Origin of the sequence: Melaminivora sp. (genome assembly GCF_032059615.1) — a bacterium.
Classification (GTDB): domain Bacteria; phylum Pseudomonadota; class Gammaproteobacteria; order Burkholderiales; family Burkholderiaceae_C; genus Melaminivora.
The window spans coordinates 1-21,406 of sequence record NZ_DAMCAM010000048.1 but is presented as its reverse complement, the minus strand read 5'-3'; the positions used below and the strand labels follow the sequence as shown (position 1 = coordinate 21,406).

The following is a 21,406-nucleotide window of genomic DNA, read 5'->3' as shown; positions in this document are numbered from 1 at the left end:
CCTCCACGGGCCTGTACGGCAACTTCGGCCAGGCCAACTACGGCGCGGCCAAGCTCGCGCAGGTGGGCCTGATGCAGACGCTGGCCATCGAGGGCGCCAAGCACGGCATCCATGTGAACGCCCTGGCGCCCACGGCCGCCACGCGCATGACCGAAGGCCTGATGCCCGAGGAGGTGCTGGCCGCGCTCAAGCCTGAGGCCGTGGTACCCGCCATGCTGGTGCTGGCGCACGAGAGCGCACCCACGCGCGCCATCCTGTGCGCAGGCGCGGGCAGCTTCGAGGCGGCGCACATCACGCTCACCCAGGGCATCTACCTGGGCCTGGGCGAGGACGTGCCCGGGCAGCTGGCCGCGCGCCTGGCCGAGGTGACCGACCGCCAGGGCGAGCAGGTGCCGCAAAGCGGCTCGGCGCAGGGCACTCAGGAAGTGGGCCGAGCTCTCGTCGCACACAGCAAGCGCTGAGGCCGCGCCGGCCCGCCTGCGGTGGCGCAGGGCAGGGGGATGGCAGGCGTGCTAAGTTCGCGCCCACCGAAAAACCACCACCAGCATTCATGAGCACCCTGCACCAGCGCCTGGCGGCCCTGACGGATGACCGCCTCGCCGGCATGCGCCGAGGCATAGAAAAAGAGGGCCTGCGCGTGCTGCCCACGGGCCAGCTTGCCCTCACGCCGCACCCGGTGGCCCTGGGCTCGGCCCTCACGCACCCGGCCATCACCACCGACTACAGCGAGTCGCAGCTGGAGCTGATCACCGGTGTGCACGGCGGCGTGCAGCCGTGCCTGGACGAGCTGACCGAGCTGCACCAGTTCACGCACCGCGTGTTGCTGCAGCAGCAGCCGGGCGGGGAGCTGCTGTGGGCGTCCAGCATGCCCTGCCCGCTGCCACCCGACGAGACCATCCCCCTGGGCCGCTACGGCAGCTCCAACGTCGGGCGCGCCAAGAGCATCTACCGCATGGGCCTGGGCCACCGCTACGGCCGGCGCATGCAGACGATTTCGGGCATCCACTACAACTGGTCGCTGCCGGGGCTGTCCAGCGACGAGTATTTCGCGCTGATCCGCAACTTCCGGCGCCAGGCCTTCGTGCTGCTCTACCTGTTCGGCGCCTCGCCGGCGCTGTGCCCGTCCTTCGTGCAGGGGCGCAAGCACGCCCTGCAGCCCCTGGGCGAGGGCGGCCACGCGCTGTACCTGCCGCATGCCACGTCGCTGCGCATGGGCCGGCTGGGCTACCAGAGCGAGGCCCAGGCCAGCCTGCGCGTGAGCTACAACGGCCTGAAGGGCTACGCCGATTCGCTGCACGAGGCGCTGACGCGTCCGTACCCCGCCTACGAGGCCATTGGCGTGCGCAGCCTGGGTGGCGACTACAACCAGCTGGGCACCAGCCTGCTGCAGATCGAAAACGAGTTCTACGGCACCATCCGGCCCAAGCGCACCGTGCACAGCGGCGAGCGGCCGCTGCACGCGCTGCGCGAGCGCGGCGTGGAGTACGTCGAGGTGCGCCTGATGGACCTGGACCCATTCGTGCCCGTGGGCATCACAGCGCAGACCATGCGGCTGCTGGACGTCTTCCTGCTGCACTGCCTGCTGACCGACAGCCCGCCGGACACGCCCGAGGAAATCGCCACCCTGAAGGCCAACCAGCAGCTCACGGCCGAGCGCGGGCGCGAAGCCGGCCTCATGCTCGAGCGCGCCGGCGCGCAGGTGGCCCTGGCCGACTGGGGCGCCGAGGTGCTGGCCGAGTGTGCGCCCATCGCCAGCGCGCTGGATGCCGCCCTGGGCGGCGAGCTCTACGCCCAGGCCCTCGCAGCCGCGCAGGCCACCATGGCGCAGCCGGAGGCCACGCCCTCGGCCCACGTGCTGGCCGAACTGGTGCAGCAGCACGACAGCGATTTCACGGCGTTCGCGCGCAGCCACTCGCAAACCGCGCGCGACGTGCTGCTGGCCCAGCCCTGGGCCGACACCCAGCAGCAGCGCTACCTGCAGCTGGCCGAGCAGTCGCTGGCCGAGCAGCAGCGCATCGAGGAGGGCGACACGCTGCCTTTCGAGGAATGGCGCGAGCGCTACATGGCGGTGGCCGAGCTGGGCTGAGCGCCCGGCGCCTGGCGCGCGTCAGCGCATGCCGGCGACGCTGAAGCCGCCATCGACGACGCGCGCACGTTGGTCGCCATGACCTGGTCGAACTCGTCCACGCCCATCTGCTCGATGGGGCCGAACGAGGCGATGCCGGCGTTGTTGAAGGCAATGTCCAGCCGGCCGACCAGCTGGCGCGCATCCAGGCGCTGCACCGCGTCACCGTGGCCAACCCGCGCCGGCCCGAGCAGCTGGCGGCCTTCGAGGCCGCACTGCCTGCGGCCCAGGGCCTGATCGGCTCCAGCTACCAGCTCACGCCCGAGCTGCTGGAGCTTGCGCCCCATCTGCGCGTGGTCTCCAGCATCTCCGTGGGCGTGGACAACTACCCGCTCGGGTATTTGCACGGGCGCGGCATCGCCCTGTGCCACACGCCCGGCGCGCTGACCGACACCACCGCCGACACCCTCTTCGCGCTGATGCTGACCACCAGCCGGCGCCTCGTCGAGCTGGTGCAATTGGTGCGCAGCGGCCAGTGGACGAGCAACATCGGCCCGTCGCTGTACGGCCACGCACGAGACGCGCCAAGCCATGGCCGTGCTCGCCACCGACAATCTGCCGTCCGCGCTGGCCGGCCGGCTGCCCGCGGGCTGCGTCGCCAACGCCTGAAATCCCGCGTGCCACCCGGCCCCCGGCCGCGCGGCCCCTTTGCCCAGAAGATCCGCATGAGTCACTCCACCGCCCCTCTGACCGCCGACGACGTGGTGCAGGACGCCGCCGTCATCCCCGTCATCGTGCTGGACGAGCCGCGCCACGCCGTGCCCATGGCCCGCGCGCTGGTCGCAGGCGGCATCCGCATGCTGGAGGTGACGCTGCGCACGCCGGCGGCGCTGGCCTGCATCGAGGCCATTGCGCGTGACGTGCCCGCCGCCGTGGTGGGCGCTGGCACGGCCCGCAGCGCCGCCGACGTGCAGGCCGCCGCGCGCGCCGGGGCGCGCTTCATCGTCAGCCCGGGCTACCTGCCGGCGCTGGGCCAGGCCTGCCGCGACGCCGGCCTGCCGCTGCTGCCCGGTGTGGCCACGGCCAGCGAGATCATGGCCGCCGGGGCGGACGGCCTGCGCGTGCTCAAGTTCTTCCCGGCCATGGCGGCCGGCGGCGTGCCGCTGCTCAAGTCCTGGCACGGCCCGTTCGGCGACGTGCGCTTTTGCCCCACGGGCGGGGTCTCGGCCGACAACGCGGCGCAGCTGCTGGCCCTGCCCAACGTGGCCTGTGTGGGCGGCTCGTGGCTCACGCCCCCGAAGCTGCTGGCCGAGGGCGACTGGGCGGGCATCGAAGCCCTGGCGCGCCAAGCGGCGGCGCTGCGGGCTGATTAGCTCCTAAATAGATAGCTATCTGCCGTTGTGTGACAACGGCTGAAGGCCAAAAACACTGATATATCAGGGCGCCGGCCGCACCAGGCGCAGCGGCAGCCGCGCGCCCCGGCCCACGTCGCCGCGCGCCTCGCCGCTGCCCATGTCCACGGCCCAGCCCTGCGGCGCCGACAGCCGGCTCTCGCCCATGCCGCCGCGCGCCACGTTGTCGTAGGCGTAGGGGTTGACGCGGGCGGCGTTCACGCTGGCCGTGCCCGTCCAGTGCCACTGCTGCGGCGCGCCGGGCAGCGGTACGGCCTGCTGCGCCGCCAGGCGTTTCAGCTCGGGCACGCGCGGCAGGCGCCAGCGCAGGCCCTCAGCCTGGCCGCGCTGGCGGGCGCGGGCCTGGGCCTCGCCGTGGGTGAACAGCTCGGGCTGGCCGGCGCAGGTGCTGCCGGTCCAGCGCATGCCCTCGACGCAGCGCGCCCAGGCCAGGCGGGCGCGCTCGTCCACCACCCAGGTGCCGTCGGGCGAGACGATCCAGCCCTCGGGCGCGGCGGCCCGCGCGCCCAGGGCGGCACAGCCCAGCGCCAGGGCGGGCAGCGTGCGAAGGAGAAGGGCAGGCGTGTGCATGGCGCTTCGATTGTCGGCCAGCCGCGCGGCGGGCGATCGTGCGATCTGCGCGCGCGGGGCCTGCCGTCTCGGGGGAATGCCGCGACGCGCCAGCACGCCGGCGCGGCGCTCGTGACAATCGGGCCGATGGCTTTTTCTCCGTTTTTCCGCATGGCCCTGGTGCTGGGCCTGCTCTCGGCCGTCGGGCCGTTTGCCATCGACATGTATCTGCCGGCGCTGCCGGCCATCGGCGCCAGCCTGCGCGCCGAGGTGGGCGCCGTGCAGGGGAGCCTGACGGCCTTCTTCCTGGCGTTGGGCGTGGGCCAGCTGGCCTATGGACCTGTGTCCGACATGGTGGGGCGCAAGGCGCCCCTGTTCTTCGGCCTGGGCCTGTTCGTGCTGGCCAGCGTGGGCTGCGCGCTGGCCAGCGACGTGCACACGCTGATCGTCCTGCGCTTCGTGCAGGGCCTGGGCGCGGCGGCGGGCTCGGTGGTGCCGCGCGCGGTGGTGCGTGACCTGCACACGGGCACCGAGGCGGCGCGCCTGATGTCCCTGCTCATGCTGGTGTTCAGCGTGTCGCCGCTGCTGGCGCCGCTGGCGGGCAGCGTGGTGATCGCCCTGGCGGGCTGGCGCGGCGTGTTCTGGGCGGTGGCCGTGGCGGCGCTGGCCGGCCTGGTGCTGGTGCACCGCGCATTGCCCGAGACGCGCCCGCCCGCGCAGCGCGTGGCCAGCAGCACGGCCAGCGCGCTGGCCGCCTACGGCACGCTGCTGCGCGATGCGCATTTCCTGGGCCTGGTGGGCATCGGCGGCTGCTCGATGGCGGGCTTTTTCGTCTATCTCGCCGGCTCGCCCTTCGTGCTGATCAACCACTACGGCCTGTCGCCCGTGCAGTACAGCCTGGCGTTCTCGGTCAACGCGGCGGCGTTCTTCGCCAGCGCGCAGTTCACCGCGCGGCTGGGGCGGCGCTTCGGGCTGGTGCCGGTGGTCAAGGCGGCGGCCTCGGGCGCAGGCATCACCATGACGGCGCTGCTGGCGTTCTACCTGGCGGGCGGCGACCGGCTGGCGGTGCTGCTGGGGCTGTACTTCGTCGCCAGTGCCTTCATGGGGCTGGTGATACCGACGACCTCGGTCCTGGCGCTGGAGGAGCACGGCGCCATCGCCGGCACGGCGTCGGCGCTGATGGGCACGCTGCAGATGCTGATCGGCGCGGCGGCCATGGGGCTGGTGGGGCTGTTCGCCTCCGACCGGCCGCTGCCCATGGTCATCGGCATGAGCACGGGCGCGTTCATCGGCGTGCTGTTGACCTGGACCACGCTGGGCGCGGCGGGCAGCCGGCGCGTGGCGGGGCAGGGCAGGCATTGAGCGCTGCAAAGGTCAAACAGGCCTCTGGCGCTTGCCCGGCAAGCACTGGCAGCTGTTGTTTTGATAGTGACTGCGCTTGTGGCCAGCGCGGCCTACCTGCCGCTGCGCAGCCGCCGCGCGTTGGCGCGTGCCTGGCGCTGGAAGGGGTGCAGCGCGTCGCAGGCCTCGACGGCGGCGGCCTGCTTTTCCCAGACCATGCGCAGGCATTCCGCCTGGCCAGCCGGCGACAGGGCGGTGGCCGGGTCCAGCATGCGCAAGGCGCGGGTGGCGATGACGAAGGGCGCGTCCATGGCCAGGCCGGCCAGGGTCCGGTTCAGCGATGCGTGGTGTTTTTTTTGCGGCTCATGGGGACTGCCTTTGAAGGGGAGAGGCACGGGGCAGCATCATGCGCCGGCGTCGGCTGCCCCAGGGTCGGATGCCAGCCTGTCCACCACCGCCTGCGCCAGCCGCTGTGCGGTCAGCGGCGCGCAGCCCTCGGCGTGGTTGCTGATGGTCACGAAGGCATTCTGCCCATGGCCGCAGACCCCGGCCAGGGTGCGCGCCAGCAGCGCGTGCTGCTCGGGTGCGGGGTCGTGGATGCGGTCATACGGCGCGTAGGCGTGCTCGGCCTCGTCGTAGCCGCGCGCGCCGTGCACCGGGTTCAGGTTCCAGCGGGCCACCAGCGGGCCGGGCCAGAGCCGGCGTAGCAGCGGCAGCTGCTCGGCCAGGGGCGGCATGCGCGCGTGCAGGCCCAGACAGTAGGTGGCGCCCGTGCTTTTGAGCACGTCGGCGAAGTGCTCCAGGTGTTCGGGCGCCAGCCACGCGGCGTCGCGCACCTCGACGGCCAGCACGCCGTCGGGCGCGGCCGGGCGCAGCGGCGGCTGGGTGGCCAGCAGTGCGCGCAGGCGCTCCAGCACCTCGGGCAGGCGGTCGATCAGCGCCCAGGGCAGGGGGCTGAGCTGGAACACCAGCGCGCCCGTGCGCGCGCCCAGGCCTTCGAGCGCGGGCGCGACGAAGTGGTTGGTCGCCAGCAGCCCGTCGAGGAAGCCGGGGTTGGCCTCGCGCCCGCGTCCTCCCTCGCTGCGCACCAGGGCGTCGGTCACCAGGCTGGGCGCCTTGACAACAAAGCGAAAGTCCTCGGGCACCTGCGCGGCGTAGCGTGCGAAGTCGCTCACGCTCAGGGGCCGGTAGAAGCCCCGGTCGATACCCACGGTGCGCAGCAGCGGGTGCCGGGCATAAGCCGCCAGGCCCTTGTGCGCGAGCTGCTGTTCGGAATAGACGCCGTCCCAGACCAGGCCCGCCCAGCCAGGGTAGCTCCAGGTGGACGTGCCCAGGCGCAGGGTCGGCGGCAGCTGCGCGGCCAAGGCGTACAGCTCGGGCGGCCAGGCGGCGGGCTGCACGCCGGGCGCGGCCCCGGCGGGGGCGCGGGTGGGGGTGGATGGGGCTGCCGGGCTGGCGGGCGCGGCGCTCGGGCGGCTGGCTTTTCCTTCACCAGTGCCGAAAAGGTCGTCTTGCAGGGTCATGGGTCCAGTCTCCAGCGGCCGCGCTCACAGGCCGGCGAACAGGCCGCCCTCGTCGAGCAGGGCGTGGGCGATCTCGGGGCGCCGCTCCAGGCTGCGGCGCACAGCGGCGGGCAGGGCCTGGCGCGTCTTCCTGCACAGGCCGGCCTGCTCGTGCACCACGATGGCGATGCCGCGCAGGCTGCGCACCTCGGCCACCGCCGCGGGCTCGACCGTCAGGCGCAGGCCCAGCTGCTCGTGCAGGCGCCGCTGCAGGTGGCGCAGGTCGGCAAGGCTTGACAGGTTTTCCAGGCGCCGCACCAGGCGGGCCTCCTCCTCGCGCGTGAGCAGCAGCACGCGCGCGTCGGCCGCCCCGGCGGCGGGCGGCGCCAGCAGCGCCTCGCGCCCGCAGATGCAGGCGCCGGGCGGGCATTCGGTGCGCAGGGGCGGAGCGGGCGGCATGGGCGCGGTCTCGGTCTCGGGCTGGTGTGCAGGAGGCGGCGGCGCATCGATTATGGGCAGCCGCGGCGCGGCGCGGGCACCCCGCCAGCCGCAGGCCCTGTGGCACACTCGCGCGCTTCGTTTTCCGGCGCTCCGCCTTTTTTCGACGTTTTACGGGACATGCAGCAGATCGTTTCGCAGTTGGCCGCAGAAATCCGGATCACCGAGGCCCAGGTGAAGGCAGCCGTGGAGCTGCTCGACGGCGGCGCCACCGTGCCCTTCGTTGCCCGCTACCGCAAGGAGGCCACGGGCGGCCTGGACGACGTGCAGCTGCGCGAGCTTGAAGCCCGCCTGGCCTATCTGCGCGAGCTGCACGAGCGCCGCGCGGCGGTCATCAAGGCCATCGACGAGCAGGGCAAGCTGACCGACGCCCTGCGCGCACAGATTGCCGCGGCCGCGACCAAGCAGGAGCTGGAAGACCTTTATTTGCCGTTCAAGCAAAAGCGCCGCACCAAGGGCCAGATCGCGCGCGAGTTCGGCATCGAGCCGCTGGCCGACCGGCTGCTGGCCGACCCGGCGCTGGACCCGCAGGCCGAGGCCCAGGCCTTCCTGCAGCCCGCCACGCTGCTCGACGACGGCAAGCCGGGGCCGGATTTTTCCACCACGCAGGCCGTGCTCGACGGCGTGCGCGACATCCTGTCCGAGCGCTGGGCCGAGGATGCGGCCCTGGTGCAGCCGCTGCGCGAATGGCTGTGGAGCGAGGGCCTGCTTGCGTCCCGGCTGGCCCCGGGCAAGAACGAGGCCGACCCGGAGGTGGCCAAGTTCCGCGATTACTTCGACTATGACGAGCCCATCGCCCGCGTGCCCTCGCACCGCGCGCTGGCCGTGTTCCGCGGCCGGGCGCTGGAGGTCCTGGAGGCACGCCTGGTACAGCCCGGCGCGCCCCTGCCAGGCCAGGCCACGGAGCGCACGGCGCCGGCCGTGGTGTCTCTCGCCGAGGGCCGCATCGCCCTGCACCTGGGCTGGAGCCACCAGGGCCGCCCCGGCGACGACCTGCTGCGTAAATGCATTGCCTGGACTTGGCGCGTCAAGCTCAGCCTGTCGATCGAGCGCGACCTGTTCTCGCGCCTGCGTGACGGTGCCGAGCAGGTGGCCATCAAGGTCTTTGCCGACAACCTGCGCGACCTGCTGCTGGCCGCGCCGGCCGGCCCGCGCGCCGTCCTGGGGCTGGACCCGGGCCTGCGCACCGGCGTGAAGGTGGCGGTGGTGGACGCCACCGGCCGGCTGGTGGAGACCGCCACCATCTTCCCGCACGAGCCGCGCCGCGACTGGGACGGCAGCCTGCACACCCTGGCGCGCCTGGTGCACAAGCACGGCGTGCAGCTGATCGCCATCGGCAACGGCACGGCCAGCCGCGAGACCGACCGACTGGCGGGCGAACTCATCAAATATGTACAAAAAGCGGCTCAGACCCAGACAGGTCAAGGACTTGCAGCTATTGAAAAGATAGTTGTCAGCGAGGCCGGCGCCTCGGTCTACAGCGCCAGCGAATACGCCAGCCAGGAGATGCCCGACGTGGACGTGAGCCTGCGCGGCGCCGCCAGCATCGCCCGGCGCCTGCAGGACCCGCTGGCCGAACTGGTCAAGATCGAGCCCAAGAGCATCGGCGTGGGGCAGTACCAGCACGACGTGAACCAGGGCGAGCTGGCGCGCACGCTGGCCGCCGTGGTCGAGGACTGCGTCAACGCCGTGGGCGTGGACCTGAACACCGCCAGCGTGCCGCTGCTGTCGCGCGTGTCGGGCCTGACGCCGGGCGTGGCGCGCTCGGTGGTGCGCTGGCGCGAGGCCCACGGCGCGTTCCGCAGCCGCCGCCAGCTGCTGGAGGTGAGCGGCCTCGGGCCCAAGACCTTCGAGCAGGCGGCGGGCTTCCTGCGCATCCGCGGCGGCGACAACCCGCTGGACATGACCGGCGTGCACCCGGAGACCTACCCCGTGGTCGAGCAGATCCTGCTGCGCACGCAGCGTCCGGTGGGGGAGCTGATGGGCCGCGCCGAACTGCTCAAGGGCCTGAAGCCCGAGGACTTCGCCACCGAGCGCTTCGGCGCCGTCACCGTGCGCGACATCCTGGGCGAGCTGGAGAAGCCCGGACGCGACCCGCGGCCCGACTTCCGCGTGGCGCGCTTCAATGAAGGCGTGGAGGACATCGCCGACCTCAGGGAAGGCATGGTGCTGGAGGGCACGGTGAGCAACGTCGCACAGTTCGGCGCCTTCGTCGACCTGGGCGTGCACCAGGACGGCCTGGTGCACGTGAGCCAGCTCAGCCACAAGTTCGTGCAGGACGCGCGCGAGGTGGTCAAGACGGGTGACATCGTGCGCGTGCGCGTGCTGGAAGTGGACGCGCCGCGCAAGCGCATCAGCCTGAGCATGAAGCTGGACGCGCCTGCGGCACGCACGGGCGGCGCGCGCGAAAACCGTTTCGAAGGCGGCGGCGGGCGCGGCGCCTATGCCGCGCCGCGCCGGGGCGCGGGCACGGCCCAGGGCAGCGCGCCGCCATCGGCTATGGCCTCGGCCTTCGCGCGGCTGCAGCAGGAGCGCAAGGGCCGCACGTAAGGTCTGGGCGCGAGGGCCGGACGGAAGGCCTGCCCGGGCGCGGCCGGCCGGATAATGCGCGGCATCCCGCCCGCCGGGCTCCAACGCCGCCTGCCTATGGATCTGTCCACCGCATCCGCGCAGGGCCCCGCCCTGCCCAGCCAGCCGCGCACCCTGGCGCTCCTGATGAGCGAACTGATGCCCGAGCGGCCCCACCTGCGCCGGGTCAACCAGCTGTTCGCCTGCGACCCCGCCCTGGCCGGGCGGCTGCTGTGCCAGGCCAACGCCCTGGTTCAGGGCACGGAGCCCCGCATCGGCGGCACGGCCCAGGCACTGGCACTGCTGGACGTGGCGCAGCTGCGCACGATCGCGGCCTCGGCCGTGGTGGGCGGGCAGCTGCACGCCGTGCCCGGCGTGGACCTGCGCCCGTTCTGGCGCTGCAGCCTGCACGCGGCGCAGCTGGCGCGCTCGCTGGCCGGACTGCTGCACCTCGACCCCTTGCTCGCCTATACGACCGGGCTGCTGCACGCCGTGGGCGAGCTGGCCCTGCACCTGGCCGACCCGCCCCGGCTGCAGTCGCTCAACGCCTTGGCGCCGCCGCTGGACCTGCGCCGCGCGCGCCTGGAGCAGCACCTGCTGGGCAGCACCTACGCCCAGGTGAGCGCCGACCTGGCGCAGCGCTGGCAACTGTCGGATGCCGCCGTGCAGGCCCTGCGCCAGCACGCCGCCCCGCTGGAGCAGGGCGGCCTGGAGCCGCTGGCCGGCGTGCTGCACCTGGCGGTCTGGCGCGCCCGCGCGGGCGTGATGCAGCTGGACAGCCGCGACCTGGCCGGCTCCTTCCCCGGCGAGGTGGGTGTGCTGCTCGGCCTGGACATCGACATGGTGCTGCAGCAGGACCCGATCGACTGGGGCGCATAGGGCAGGCTTAAAATGGCCGGTTTTCGCGCCGCGCCGCGGGCCGGCGCGGCCATGGGTTCCCTCGCCCCCATTCACAAAAAGGACTTCCATGCCTGCCTCTCCTGCGGCGCCCGCCGCGCCCGTGCGCGCCTTGCGCACGCTCTCCCTGCTGGTGGCGCTGCACGTCGCCATCGTGATCGCCAGCAACTACCTGGTGCAGATCCCCGTCGATCTGCTGGGCTTTCACAGCACCTGGGGGGCGTTCAGCTTTCCCTTCATCTTCCTGGCCACCGACCTGACGGTGCGGCTGATCGGCAAGCAGCCGGCGCGGCGCGTGATCGGTCGCGCCATGCTGCCGGCGCTGCTGGCGTCCTACGTCGTGGGCGTGCTGTTCCACGACGGTCGTTTCGCCGACCTGCAGGCGCTGGGCGTGTTCAATGGCTTCGTCTTCCGCATTGCCCTGGCCAGCTTTGCCGCCTATGTGCTCGGGCAGCTGCTGGACATCCAGGTCTTTGACCGCATACGCCAGAAGGGCCGCGCCTGGTGGCTGGCGCCGGCGGCCGCCTCCATCGTCGGCCAGGCGCTGGACACGGCAGCCTTCTTCTCGATCGCCTTCTGGCGCAGCTCCGACCCGTTCATGGCGGCGCACTGGGTCGAGATCGCCTGGGTGGACTACGCCGTGAAACTGTCCGTGAGCCTGCTGCTGTTCGTGCCGGCCTATGGCGTGGCGCTGGCGGGCATCGCGCGCGCGCTGGGGCGGGTGCCGGAGCCGGCGGCGGCCTGAATGAAAAATCGCCCGCAACTGCGGGCGATTTTCAAATTTGATAGCTGAATGCGCTCGCCCAAAAAGGGCTGGCGCAGTTTTCGTTGCGAATTTTATTGGCCGCTGCCGTCGCCCTCGAGCTGGGCCAGCGCCGCATTGCCGCCCAGCGACAGCAGGCCCGCACTGGCATAGATGCCGAGCTTCTCGCGCGTGTCGGAGATATCGAGGTTGCGCATGGTCAGCTGACCGATGCGGTCCAGGGGCGAGAACGGTGCATCCTCCACTTTTTCCATCGACAGGCGCTCGGGCGCGTAGGTCAGGTTGGGGCTTTGCGTGTCCAGCAGCGAATAGTCGTTGCCGCGGCGCAGCTCCAGCACCACGGTACCGGTGACGGCGCGCGCCACCCAGCGCTGGGCCGATTCGCGCAGCATGATGGCCTGCGGGTCGAACCAGCGGCCCTGGTAGAGCAGGCGGCCGAGCTTCAGGCCGTTGACGCGGTACTGCTCGATGGTGTCCTCGTTGTGGATGCCAGTAACCAGGCGCTCGTAGGCAATGTGCAGCAGGGCCATGCCCGGGGCTTCGTAGATGCCGCGGCTCTTGGCTTCGATGATGCGGTTCTCGATCTGGTCGCTCATCCCGAGGCCGTGGCGGCCGCCGATGCGGTTGGCCTCCAGGAACAATTCGACCGGGTCGTCGATGGCGCGGCCGTTGAGGGCCACCGGGCGGCCTTCCTCGAAGGTCACCGAAACCTCCTCGGCCTGCACTTCGACCTCGGGCTTCCAGAAGGCCACGCCCATGATGGGGTTGACGATGCGCATGCCCGAATTCAGGAACTCCAGATCCTTGGCCTCGTGCGTGGCGCCCAGCATGTTGCTGTCGGTGCTGTACGCCTTCTCGGCGCTCATCTTGTAGCCAAAACCTTCCTTCGTCATGAAGGCCGACATCTCGGCGCGTCCGCCCAGCTCGTCGATGAAGGCCTGGTCCAGCCAGGGTTTGTAGATCTTCAGTTGCGGGTTGGTGAGCAGGCCGTAGCGGTAAAAGCGCTCGATGTCGTTGCCCTTGTAGGTCGAGCCGTCGCCCCAGATGTGGACGTCGTCCTCCTTCATCGCGGCCACCAGCATGGTGCCGGTGACGGCGCGGCCCAGCGGCGTGGTGTTGAAGTAGGCGATGCCGCCGGTGCTGACGTGGAACGCGCCGGCCTGGATGGCGGCGATGCCCTCGTGCGCCAGCTGCGTGCGGCAGTCGATCAGGCGGGCTTTCTCGGCGCCGTACTCCATGGCCTTGCGCGGGATGGCGTCGTAGTCGTCCTCGTCGGGCTGGCCCAGGTTGGCGGTGTAGGCGTAGGGCAGGGCGCCTTTGTTTTTCATCCAGCGCAGGGCGGCGCTGGTGTCCAGTCCGCCCGAAAAAGCGATGCCGACCTTCTGGCCGACGGGAAGGGATTGCAGGATGGTTGCCATGGCGGATGAATCAGGCGAGAGCCGGGAAAGGATGGAACGGGGCGCCCGCGCCCGGCCGCAAGGGCCGCGCGAGGGCAAAGCCCGCGATTTTAGGCGGCAGAAAAAAGGAGCTCCGAAGAGCTCCTTTCCAAAAGGCCGGCCCGCGCGGCGTGCGCGGCGCTCAGCGCCAGTAGCGGTCGTGGTAGCGCGGCGGCCGGTAGGGGTAAGGGTAGCTGTCGCGGTATTCGATGATGGTGGTCGGCGGCGTGACATAGACCGGCGGGCCCGGCGGAGTGGCAACCACCACCCCGCTGGCGGTGCCGCCATAGCCGCCATAGCTGCCGTAGGCGCCCGACGGATAGGGGTAGGGCGCAGGCGCGGGCGCTGCCGCCGGCTGCACGTTCACCGCGATCCAGCTGCCCGGATCGGTCTGCGTGCGCGTGTTGTAGCGGCGCCCGGCGTATTCATACACCACGTCGTAGCCGATCACGCGGTTGTCGTAATAGGTCTCGGTGGTGCAGCGTTGCACGTTCTCGTAGCCGGGCCGGCCGGACTCGATGCTGTTGCCCAGCACCGCGCCGCCGATCAGACCGATGGCCGTGGCCGCGGCCCGGCCGCTGCCGCCGCCGATGGCGTTGCCGGCCGCGCCGCCGGCAATGGCGCCGAGCACGGCGCCCGCGCCGCTGGGCGAGCGCCCACCGCTGTAGATGGTCTCGTTGCCGCAGACCTGTCGCGGGATGGCGACCTGCTGGGTGACGGGCGTGGAGGAGAGCACGCGGCCCATCTCGCGTCCAGGCTCGTAGCTGCCTCCCGAATAGGTCGTCTGGGCCTGCGCGGCCAGGGCCGCGGCCGCCAGGGTGGTGAGGACAATGGTTTTCTTCATGGGAGAAAGCTCCTTTCGCAGCGCACGCAACGCACCAGCGGTGGAAAAAGTTTCACCTGCCCGCGTCAAGGCAGGACGGGCCGGTGGTAAAGAAGGGTAAAGCGCCTGAGCCGGCCCGTCGCCGCGCCTTCCTTGGTGCCGCCGCGCGGGCATTCGTTCCCGGCGACAATCGCCGCCACCATGCACACCCCACCCGAAACCCTGGCCGACTGGCTGCGCCACTGCGAGCAGCTGCACCCCGCGAACATCGCCATGGGGCTGGAGCGCGTGGCCGAGGTGGCGCGGCGGCTGCAGCTGCGCCTTGATGTCCCGGTCATCACGGTGGCCGGCACCAACGGCAAGGGCTCGACCTGCGCCATGCTGGAGTCGGTGGCGCTGGCGGCCGGCTACCGCACCGGCGTCTATGGTTCGCCCCACCTGGTGCGCTTCGAGGAGCGCTGCCGCATCGCCGGCGAGATGGTGGGCGAGGCCGATCTGCTGCCCCACTTCGCGGCCGTCGAGCACGCCCGCACTCAGGCCGGCGAGGCGGTGGCGCTGACCTACTTCGAGTTCACCACGCTGGCCATCCTGCGGCTGATGGCCGGCGCCGGGCTGGACCTGGCCATCCTGGAGGTGGGCCTGGGCGGGCGCCTGGACGCCGTCAACGTGATCGACGCCGACTGCGCCGTCATCACCAGCGTGGACGTGGACCACGTCGAATTTCTGGGGCCGGACCGGGAAACCATAGGCCGCGAGAAGGCCGGCATCATGCGCGCCGGCCGCCCGGTGGTGGTGAGCGACCCCGTGCCCCCGCAGAGCGTGCTGGAGCACGCCCGCGTCATCGGCGCCGACCTGTGGCGCTTCGGGCATGACTTCAACTATTCTGGTGACAAGCAGCAGTGGGGCTGGGCGGGCCGCGGGCGCCGCTATGCCGGCCTGGCCTACCCGGCGCTGCGCGGCGCCAACCAGCTGGTCAACGCCTCGGGGGCGCTGGCGGCGCTGGAGTCGCTGCGCGACCGGGTTCCGATCACGGCCCAGGCGGTGCGCGCCGGGCTGGCGCGGGTGGAGCTGCCCGGGCGCTTCCAGATCGTGCCAGGCCAGCCGGCGCTGGTGCTGGACGTGGCGCACAACCCGCACTCGGTGGCGGCCCTGGCTGCCAACCTGGACGCCATGGGCTACTTTGCGGCCACGCACGCCGTCTTCGGCGCCATGGCCGACAAGGAGCTTGGCCCCATGCTGAGCCGCATCGCCCCGCTGATCGACCACTGGCATTTCACCGACCTGCCCACGCCGCGCGCCCTCACGGCCGCCGCCCTGCAGCAGAAATGGAACGCCCTGCACATGGCCGGAGCGGCGCGCCGGGCCGTGCCCTCGAGCGTGCACGCCAGCCCCCAGGAGGCCCTGCAGGCGGCCCTCGCCGCCGCGCAGCCCACTGATAGAATCGTCGTCTTTGGCTCCTTCTATACGGTAGGTGGCGTGCTCCAGCAGGGGGTTCCGCGCCTTGCGGCCAAACACCTGGACGCCCAACCGTAGCTCTCCTTCCTGTCCATGGCATTTTTCAAGTTTCGCTGGCCCGGCAAGCAGGAGCAGCAGCCCAGCGACAACGGCAGAACAGGCAGGCGCGGGCGCAGCCCGCAGCCGCCCAGCATCGAGGAGATGCGCCGCCGCGCCCGCCACCGCCTGATCGGCGCCGCCGTGCTGGTGGCGGCGGCGGTCGTGGGCTTCCCGCTGATTTTCGACACCCAGCCGCGCCCCATCCCCGTGGATGTGGCCATCGACATTCCCGACCGCCACAAGGTGGCGCCGCTGGTCGTGCCCCAGGACGCCGTGGATGCCCCCGCCGCCCCGCGCACGCTGCCCGTGACCGAGGCTGCGCTGGATGCCGGCGAAGAGCTGGTGGCCGCCCATTCGCCCGCGGCCAGCCCGGCGCCGGCGCCCGCGCCCGCGCCCGCGCCACCCGCCCTGCCGGCACTGGTGCCGCCCCCGGGCTTTGCGCCCGCTGCCCCTGCTGCCCCCACTGCCCCCACCCAGGCCGCCGAACCTGCTTCGACGCCCGCCCCGACTCGGCCCGAACCCGCCGCCCGGCCCGAGGCCCCGCAGGACGTGAAGACGGAAGCACGCACGGAAACCCGGCACGAGGCCCGGCCCGAACCCAAACCCACGCCCAAGCCAGAGCCCAAGCCTGAACCCAAGGCCCGTCCGATCGACGAGGCAGCCCGCGCCCGCGCCCTGCTGGAGGGGCGCACGCCCGTCGCCGTGGCTGCGGCGCCCGCCAGTGCCCCGCGCCCCGAGCCGCAGCCGGGCGAGGCGGGCCGCTTCATCGTGCAGGTGGGCGCCTTCGCCGATGCGGACAAGGCGCGCGAGGTGCGCGAGAAGCTCGAACGCTCGGGCATGAAGGCCCACACCCAGCTGGTGCAGACCAAGGAAGGTCCGCGCACGCGGGTGCGGGTCGGCCCCTTCGCCAGCCGCGCCGAGGCCGACCGCGCTGCCGAGCGGGTGCGCGGCTCGGGGCTGTCAGGAGCGGTGCTGGCGCTGTAATCGCCAGCATGCGCACGGCACACGGGTAGCTGCGCATGGCCATGCTGGACTGGGTATTTCTGCTGGTGGTCGCCATTTCGGTGCTCATCGGCGCCTGGCGCGGACTGGTGTTCGAGCTGCTGTCGCTGGCCGGCTGGATCGGCGCCTTCCTGGCGGTGCACTGGATCGCCACCGAAGGCGAGACCCTGCTGCCGCCGGGCCTACTGCACGGGTTCTGGTACCACATGGCCAGTTACGCCGTAGTGTTCGTGGTGACGGTCTTCGTCGGCGGGCTGCTGGCCTGGCAGACCAAGAAATTCGTCCACGCCATGGGCCTGCGGCCGGCGGACCGCGCGCTGGGCGCGTTGTTCGGCGTACTGCGCGGCGTAGGGCTGTTGCTGGCCACGGCGCTGGTGGCTGGCTGGACGGACGTGGTCAACATGCCGTGGTGGCAGCAGTCGCACGCCGCGCCGCTGCTGCAGCAGGCGCTGCTCGACTTGCGGGACGCTCTGCCGGAGTGGATCTCCCGCTACCTGCCGTCCTGGTGATGGGCGGAGCAATGGACAGACAAGATGGAAGGGCGTCCGGGGCCGGGCGTCCGTAGGCAACAGAAAGCGCAAACAGCTATGTGTGGAATCGTCGGCGTGGTCAGCAGCCAGCCAGTCAACCAACTGATCTATGACGCCCTGCTGCTCCTGCAGCACCGCGGCCAGGATGCGGCGGGCATCGTCACGCAGGAGGAGCGCAAGTTCTTCATGCACAAGGCGCGCGGCATGGTGCGCGACGTGTTTCGCACGCGCGACATGCGCGCGCTGCCCGGCAGTTCCGGCCTGGGGCAGGTGCGCTACCCCACGGCGGGCAGCGCCGCCAGCGAGGAGGAGGCGCAGCCGTTCTACGTGAATGCGCCGTTCGGCATCGTCATGGTGCACAACGGCAACCTGACCAACGCGCGCCAGCTGCGCCGCGAGCTGGCCGAGACCGACCACCGGCACACCAATACCGGCAGCGACTCCGAGGTGCTGCTGAACGTGCTGGCGCACGAACTGGCGCGCGCCAGCCGCGGCGCGGCGCTGGCCAGCAGCGATGTCTTTGCCGCCGTGCGCGCGGTGCACCAGCGCATCAAGGGCTCCTATGCGGTGATCGCGCTGATCGCCGGCCATGGCCTGCTGGCCTTCCGCGACCCGTTCGGCATCCGGCCGCTGTGCCTGGGGCGCGGCGAAGGCGGCACCGTGATGGTGGCCAGCGAATCGGTGGCGCTGGAGGGCACGCTGCACCAGTTCGAGCGCGACGTGGCACCGGGCGAGGCGCTCTTCGTGCACGTGGACGGCCGCATCGAGGCCGAGCAGTGCGCCGCGCCCGGCGTGGGCGGGCTGCACCCCTGCCTGTTCGAATACGTCTATCTGGCGCGTCCCGACTCGGTCATGGACGGCATCTCGGTCTACCAGGCGCGCCTGAACATGGGCGAGACGCTGGCCAAGCGCGTGGTCTCCACCGTGCCGCCCAGCGAGATCGACGCCATCATCCCGGTGCCCGAATCGAGCCGCCCCAGCGCCATGCAGCTGGCGCAGCTGCTGGGCCTTCCGTACCGCGAGGGCTTCGTGAAGAACCGCTACGTGGGCCGCACCTTCATCATGCCGGGGCAGGCCACGCGCAAGAAGTCGGTGCGCCAGAAGCTCAACGCCATCGGCAGCGAGTTCAAGGGCAGGCGCGTGCTGCTGGTCGATGACTCCATCGTGCGCGGCACCACCTCGCGCGAGATCGTGCAGATGGCGCGCGACGCGGGCGCGACCAGGGTGTATCTCGCCTCGGCCGCGCCGCCGGTGCGCCACCCCAACGTCTATGGCATCGACATGCCCACGCGCGAGGAGCTGATCGCCCACGGCCGCAGCGTGGAAGAAGTGCGCCAGTGGATCGGCGCCGACGCGCTGATCTACCAGGACCTGGAGGCCATGACGCAGGCCGTGGGCGCCATCAACCCCCGGGTGGAGGGCTTCGAGGCCTCGTGTTTCGATGGCTGCTACGTCACGGGCGACATCTCCGACGAGCAGGTCAGCTCCATGAACGCGGGCCGCAACCGCGGCGGCGACGAGGAGGAGGAGGGCGACGACACCTCGCGCCTGTCGCTGCCCAACGCCAGCGCGGCGTGAGTGCTGGCAGAGGGCTGGCAAACTATCGAAACAAGAGCTTGATCTCGGCCTGCAGCAACGTTTTCGTATAGAAAACATGCGCAAAACGTGGGCCGACACCGACATTCAGCTATGACTTCAGAAGCAAGACAGGCCGCGGCCGTGAACGAACCCCTCCTGCCCGCGGGCCTGCACCCCGACACCCTGGCCGTGCGCGAGGCCGTCGCGCGCAGCCAGTGGGGCGAGCACAGCGAGGCGCTGTACCTGACCAGCAGCTTCGTGCAGAGCGACTGCGAAAGCGCCGCGCGGCGCTTTGCCAATGAGGAGCCGGGCTACACCTACACCCGCACCGCCAACCCGACGGTGGCCAGCTTCGAGCGCCGCCTGGCTGCCCTGGAGGGCACGGAATGCGCCTTGGCCACCAGCACCGGCATGGCGGCCATCCTGCTGCTGGCGCTTACCGTGCTCAGGAGCGGTGACCACGTGGTGGCGTCGCAGTCCATGTTCGGCTCCACGCTCAAGCTGCTGGGCTCGGAGATGACGCGCTTCGGCATCGAGACCACCTTCGTGCCGCAGACCGACCTGCACGCCTGGCAGGCCGCCATCCGCCCCAACACGCGGCTGCTGTTCGCCGAGACGCCCACCAACCCGCTCACCGACCTGTGCGACATCGCCGCGCTGGCCGGCATCGCCCACGCGCACGGCGTGCTGCTGGCGGTGGACAACAGCTTTTCCTCGCCCGTGCTGCAGCGCCCGGCGCAATTGGGCGCCGACATCGTGGTCTATTCCGGCACCAAGATCCTGGAGGGGCAGGGCCGCGTGATGGCCGGCGCCGTCTGCGGCACGACGGCGCTGGTGGACAAGGTCATGGGCACTTTCATGCGCAGCGCCGGGCTCAACCTTTCGCCCTTCAACGCTTGGGTGGTGCTCAAGGGCCTGGAGACGCTGGCCCTGCGCGTGCGCGCGCAAAGCGCCGCGGCGCTCGCGCTGGCCACCTGGCTGCAGGAGCACCCGCGGGTGGCGCGCGTGTACTACCCCGGTCTGGCCAGCCACCCGCAGCACGCGCTGGCCATGCGCCAGCAAAGCGGCCTGGGCGGCGCCGTGCTTGCCTTCGACGTGGCGGCGGGCGGCCTGGGCGGGGGGCTGCGCGAGCGCGCCTTCCACGTCATCGACAGCACCCGCGTATGCTCGATCACCGCCAACCTGGGTGACGTCAAGACCACCATCACCCACCCGGCCAGCACCTCGCACGGGCGCCTGACCGAAGAGCAGCGGCGCGCCGCCGGCATCGGGCAGGGCCTGGTGCGAGTCTCCGTCGGCCTGGAGCACCTTGACGACCTGAAGGCCGATCTTTCCCGCGGACTGGATTCCCTCGCATGACCACACAACAAAAAATACGCACCCGCTTCGCCCCCTCGCCGACGGGCTTCATCCACCTGGGCAACATCCGCTCGGCACTCTACCCCTGGGCGTTTGCGCGCGCGCAGGGCGGCGACTTCATCCTGCGCATCGAGGATACGGACGTCGAGCGCTCCAGCCAGGCGGCGGTGGACGTCATCCTCGAAGGCATGCAGTGGCTCGAACTCGACATCGACGAGGGCCCGTTCTTCCAGATGCAGCGCATGGAGCGCTACAAGGCGGTGCTGGCGCAGCTGGTCGAGAGCGGGCACGTCTATCCCTGCTACATGAGCATGGCCGAGCTGGACGCCCTGCGCGAGCGCCAGACGGCCGCCAAGGAAAAGCCGCGCTACGACGGCACCTGGCGGCCGGAAGCGGGCAAGCAGCTCCCGCCCGTGCCCGAGGGCGTGCAGCCGGTGCTGCGCTTCAAGACGCCCAGGGACGGCATCGTCGCCTGGGACGACAGGTGCAAGGGCCGCATCGAATTCCAGAACAGCGAACTGGACGACCTGGTCATCGCCCGGCCCGATGGCACGCCGACCTACAACTTCTGCGTCTGTGTGGACGACATGGACATGGGCATCACCCATGTCATCCGCGGCGACGACCATGTGAACAACACGCCGCGCCAGATCCACATCTTCGAGGCGCTGGGCGCGGCTGTTCCGGTGTTCGCCCACCTGCCCACGGTGCTCAACGAGCAGGGCGAGAAGATGAGCAAGCGAAACGGCGCCAAGGCGGTGACGCAGTATCGCGATGAAGGCTACCTGCCCGACGCCATGGTCAACTACCTGGCGCGCCTGGGCTGGAGCCACGGCGACGACGAGATCTTCTCGCGTGCCCAGTTCCTCCAATGGTTCGACCTCGATCACCTGGGCAGAAGCGCTGGCCAATTCGACGAAGCCAAGCTGCGCTGGGTCAACACCCAGCACCTGAAGGCGCTGGACGATGCGCGCCTGGCTGCGCTGGTGCGCCCCTTCATGTTGCGGGCCGGCGTAGACGGGGCGCAGCTGGAGGCCGACGACCGCCTGCCGCGCATCTGCGCACTGTTCAAGGACCGCTGCGAGACTCTGGTCGATCTGGCGAACTGGGCGCGCCTCTTCTATGTGGACGCCATCGAGCGCAACGCGGCGGATGCCGCCCAGCACCTGACGCCCGCCGCCGCGCCCCTGCTGGACGCGTTCGCCGCGGCCATCGCCACCACCGAGTGGAGCCGGGAGGCCATTGCCGCCACCATCAAGCAGTTGCTCAAGGAGCAGGGCGCCAAGATGCCGCAGCTGGCCATGCCGGTGCGCGTGCTGACTCTGGGCACGGCGCACACGCCATCGGTGGATGCGGTGCTGGAGCTGCTCGGGCGCGAAAAAATCCTCGCGCGTTTGAAAACCCGCTGAAAACCTGTCTATAATTCGAGGCTCAGCAGATGACGATGCCAAGCAATTGGAATGGTTGTCTCGAAGGGGGTATAGCTCAGCTGGGAGAGCGCTTGCATGGCATGCAAGAGGTCATCGGTT

20 protein-coding genes and 1 pseudogene are annotated in these 21,406 nt (G+C 71.1%); 14 read left to right on the top strand and 7 right to left on the bottom strand.

What is annotated here, in order from left to right; genetic code table 11:
• Positions 1 to 461 (top strand): SDR family NAD(P)-dependent oxidoreductase (locus tag RT051_RS11070; RefSeq protein WP_313076494.1); only part of this gene is annotated, 461 nt, incomplete at its 5' end.
• Between the two features lie 89 nt (positions 462 to 550).
• Positions 551 to 2,086 carry a glutamate--cysteine ligase gene (gene gshA / locus RT051_RS11065; RefSeq protein ID WP_313076491.1) on the top strand — a complete coding sequence of 512 codons (1,536 nt, stop codon included), beginning with the start codon at positions 551 to 553 and terminating at the stop codon, positions 2,084 to 2,086.
• On the opposite strand, the gene RT051_RS11060 is transcribed toward gshA, so the two are convergent.
• Complete coding sequence (locus RT051_RS11060; protein WP_313076488.1) at positions 2,059 to 2,283, bottom strand: SDR family NAD(P)-dependent oxidoreductase; 225 nt, start codon at positions 2,281 to 2,283, stop codon at positions 2,059 to 2,061. The two genes, gshA and RT051_RS11060, sit on opposite strands and share 28 nt — an antisense overlap.
• A gap of 9 nt (positions 2,284 to 2,292) precedes the next feature.
• Here RT051_RS11060 and RT051_RS14705 point away from each other — a divergent pair.
• Positions 2,293 to 2,535, top strand: a pseudogene (locus RT051_RS14705) (bifunctional glyoxylate/hydroxypyruvate reductase B); the annotation flags it as partial.
• A gap of 255 nt (positions 2,536 to 2,790) precedes the next feature.
• Positions 2,791 to 3,438: a bifunctional 4-hydroxy-2-oxoglutarate aldolase/2-dehydro-3-deoxy-phosphogluconate aldolase gene (gene eda / locus RT051_RS11050; protein ID WP_313076500.1), complete on the top strand. Its 648-nt coding sequence runs from the start codon at positions 2,791 to 2,793 to the stop codon at positions 3,436 to 3,438.
• Positions 3,439 to 3,501: 63 nt separating this feature from the next.
• Here the strand turns inward: eda and RT051_RS11045 are convergent, their stop codons facing one another.
• Positions 3,502 to 4,047 carry a DUF1566 domain-containing protein gene (locus RT051_RS11045; protein ID WP_313076482.1) on the bottom strand — a complete coding sequence of 182 codons (546 nt, stop codon included), beginning with the start codon at positions 4,045 to 4,047 and terminating at the stop codon, positions 3,502 to 3,504.
• 126 nt (positions 4,048 to 4,173) lie between these two features.
• On the opposite strand from RT051_RS11045, the gene RT051_RS11040 reads away from it, so the two are divergent.
• The gene (locus tag RT051_RS11040; RefSeq protein ID WP_313076477.1) at positions 4,174 to 5,388 is read left to right on the top strand and encodes a multidrug effflux MFS transporter; all 1,215 of its coding nucleotides are present in this window, start codon (positions 4,174 to 4,176) and stop codon (positions 5,386 to 5,388) included.
• Between the two features lie 92 nt (positions 5,389 to 5,480).
• Here RT051_RS11040 and RT051_RS11035 read toward each other — a convergent pair whose 3' ends face one another.
• Genes RT051_RS11035 through RT051_RS11025 form a run of 3 tightly spaced genes read right to left on the bottom strand, consistent with a single transcriptional unit; the run spans position 5,481 to position 7,328 of the window.
• Positions 5,481 to 5,762: a hypothetical protein gene (locus RT051_RS11035; RefSeq protein WP_313076475.1), complete on the bottom strand. Its 282-nt coding sequence runs from the start codon at positions 5,760 to 5,762 to the stop codon at positions 5,481 to 5,483.
• A 9-nt stretch (positions 5,763 to 5,771) separates the two neighbouring features.
• Complete coding sequence (locus tag RT051_RS11030) at positions 5,772 to 6,884, bottom strand: DUF72 domain-containing protein (RefSeq protein ID WP_313076497.1); 1,113 nt, start codon at positions 6,882 to 6,884, stop codon at positions 5,772 to 5,774.
• Positions 6,885 to 6,914: 30 nt separating this feature from the next.
• On the bottom strand, positions 6,915 to 7,328 hold the full coding sequence (locus RT051_RS11025) for a hypothetical protein (RefSeq protein WP_313076473.1): 414 nt from the start codon (positions 7,326 to 7,328) through the stop codon (positions 6,915 to 6,917).
• Between the two features lie 159 nt (positions 7,329 to 7,487).
• Here RT051_RS11025 and RT051_RS11020 point away from each other — a divergent pair, with 159 nt between their 5' ends.
• From RT051_RS11020 to RT051_RS11010, 3 genes are all read left to right on the top strand, one after another.
• The gene (locus RT051_RS11020; RefSeq protein WP_313076471.1) at positions 7,488 to 9,917 is read left to right on the top strand and encodes a Tex family protein; all 2,430 of its coding nucleotides are present in this window, start codon (positions 7,488 to 7,490) and stop codon (positions 9,915 to 9,917) included.
• 96 nt (positions 9,918 to 10,013) lie between these two features.
• The gene (locus RT051_RS11015; RefSeq protein ID WP_313076469.1) at positions 10,014 to 10,814 is read left to right on the top strand and encodes an HDOD domain-containing protein; all 801 of its coding nucleotides are present in this window, start codon (positions 10,014 to 10,016) and stop codon (positions 10,812 to 10,814) included.
• 88 nt (positions 10,815 to 10,902) lie between these two features.
• Positions 10,903 to 11,577, top strand: coding sequence for a 7-cyano-7-deazaguanine/7-aminomethyl-7-deazaguanine transporter (locus RT051_RS11010; protein ID WP_313076466.1), 675 nt, complete (start codon positions 10,903 to 10,905; stop codon positions 11,575 to 11,577).
• A 92-nt stretch (positions 11,578 to 11,669) separates the two neighbouring features.
• Here the strand turns inward: RT051_RS11010 and argG are convergent, their stop codons facing one another.
• Both argG and RT051_RS11000 read right to left on the bottom strand, forming a co-directional pair.
• Positions 11,670 to 13,013, bottom strand: a complete 1,344-nt coding sequence (argG, locus tag RT051_RS11005; protein ID WP_313076464.1) for an argininosuccinate synthase — start codon at positions 13,011 to 13,013, stop codon at positions 11,670 to 11,672.
• Positions 13,014 to 13,173: 160 nt separating this feature from the next.
• Positions 13,174 to 13,875: a glycine zipper 2TM domain-containing protein gene (locus tag RT051_RS11000; RefSeq protein ID WP_313076462.1), complete on the bottom strand. Its 702-nt coding sequence runs from the start codon at positions 13,873 to 13,875 to the stop codon at positions 13,174 to 13,176.
• A 180-nt stretch (positions 13,876 to 14,055) separates the two neighbouring features.
• On the opposite strand from RT051_RS11000, the gene folC reads away from it, so the two are divergent.
• The 6 genes from folC (at position 14,056) to gltX (ending at position 21,286) form a co-directional block, all read left to right on the top strand.
• Entirely contained in the window at positions 14,056 to 15,387 is a 1,332-nt protein-coding gene (folC, locus tag RT051_RS10995) for a bifunctional tetrahydrofolate synthase/dihydrofolate synthase (RefSeq protein WP_313076459.1), read from the top strand.
• Between the two features lie 15 nt (positions 15,388 to 15,402).
• Complete coding sequence (locus RT051_RS10990; protein ID WP_313076457.1) at positions 15,403 to 16,392, top strand: SPOR domain-containing protein; 990 nt, start codon at positions 15,403 to 15,405, stop codon at positions 16,390 to 16,392.
• Between the two features lie 35 nt (positions 16,393 to 16,427).
• Positions 16,428 to 16,919 (top strand): CvpA family protein, encoded by a 492-nt coding sequence (locus RT051_RS10985; protein ID WP_313076454.1) that lies wholly within the window; start codon positions 16,428 to 16,430, stop codon positions 16,917 to 16,919.
• 78 nt (positions 16,920 to 16,997) lie between these two features.
• On the top strand, positions 16,998 to 18,518 hold the full coding sequence (gene purF / locus RT051_RS10980) for an amidophosphoribosyltransferase (protein WP_313076452.1): 1,521 nt from the start codon (positions 16,998 to 17,000) through the stop codon (positions 18,516 to 18,518).
• A 141-nt stretch (positions 18,519 to 18,659) separates the two neighbouring features.
• On the top strand, positions 18,660 to 19,877 hold the full coding sequence (locus tag RT051_RS10975) for an O-succinylhomoserine sulfhydrylase (protein WP_313076450.1): 1,218 nt from the start codon (positions 18,660 to 18,662) through the stop codon (positions 19,875 to 19,877).
• Positions 19,874 to 21,286: a glutamate--tRNA ligase gene (gltX, locus tag RT051_RS10970; protein WP_313076447.1), complete on the top strand. Its 1,413-nt coding sequence runs from the start codon at positions 19,874 to 19,876 to the stop codon at positions 21,284 to 21,286. Before RT051_RS10975 ends, gltX begins: the two co-directional genes overlap by 4 nt.
• The last annotated feature ends 120 nt before the right edge of the window (positions 21,287 to 21,406 follow it).

Coding starts and splice junctions, on each gene's coding strand:
- gshA (WP_313076491.1), top strand. CDS start 551: ATGAGCACCCTGCACCAGCGCCTGGCGGCCCTGACGGATGACCGCCTC.
- eda (WP_313076500.1), top strand. CDS start 2,791: ATGAGTCACTCCACCGCCCCTCTGACCGCCGACGACGTGGTGCAGGAC.
- RT051_RS11045 (WP_313076482.1), bottom strand. CDS start 4,047: ATGCACACGCCTGCCCTTCTCCTTCGCACGCTGCCCGCCCTGGCGCTG.
- RT051_RS11040 (WP_313076477.1), top strand. CDS start 4,174: ATGGCTTTTTCTCCGTTTTTCCGCATGGCCCTGGTGCTGGGCCTGCTC.
- RT051_RS11025 (WP_313076473.1), bottom strand. CDS start 7,328: ATGCCGCCCGCTCCGCCCCTGCGCACCGAATGCCCGCCCGGCGCCTGC.
- RT051_RS11020 (WP_313076471.1), top strand. CDS start 7,488: ATGCAGCAGATCGTTTCGCAGTTGGCCGCAGAAATCCGGATCACCGAG.
- RT051_RS11015 (WP_313076469.1), top strand. CDS start 10,014: ATGGATCTGTCCACCGCATCCGCGCAGGGCCCCGCCCTGCCCAGCCAG.
- RT051_RS11010 (WP_313076466.1), top strand. CDS start 10,903: ATGCCTGCCTCTCCTGCGGCGCCCGCCGCGCCCGTGCGCGCCTTGCGC.
- argG (WP_313076464.1), bottom strand. CDS start 13,013: ATGGCAACCATCCTGCAATCCCTTCCCGTCGGCCAGAAGGTCGGCATC.
- RT051_RS11000 (WP_313076462.1), bottom strand. CDS start 13,875: ATGAAGAAAACCATTGTCCTCACCACCCTGGCGGCCGCGGCCCTGGCC.
- folC (WP_313076459.1), top strand. CDS start 14,056: ATGCACACCCCACCCGAAACCCTGGCCGACTGGCTGCGCCACTGCGAG.
- RT051_RS10990 (WP_313076457.1), top strand. CDS start 15,403: ATGGCATTTTTCAAGTTTCGCTGGCCCGGCAAGCAGGAGCAGCAGCCC.
- RT051_RS10985 (WP_313076454.1), top strand. CDS start 16,428: ATGGCCATGCTGGACTGGGTATTTCTGCTGGTGGTCGCCATTTCGGTG.
- purF (WP_313076452.1), top strand. CDS start 16,998: ATGTGTGGAATCGTCGGCGTGGTCAGCAGCCAGCCAGTCAACCAACTG.
- gltX (WP_313076447.1), top strand. CDS start 19,874: ATGACCACACAACAAAAAATACGCACCCGCTTCGCCCCCTCGCCGACG.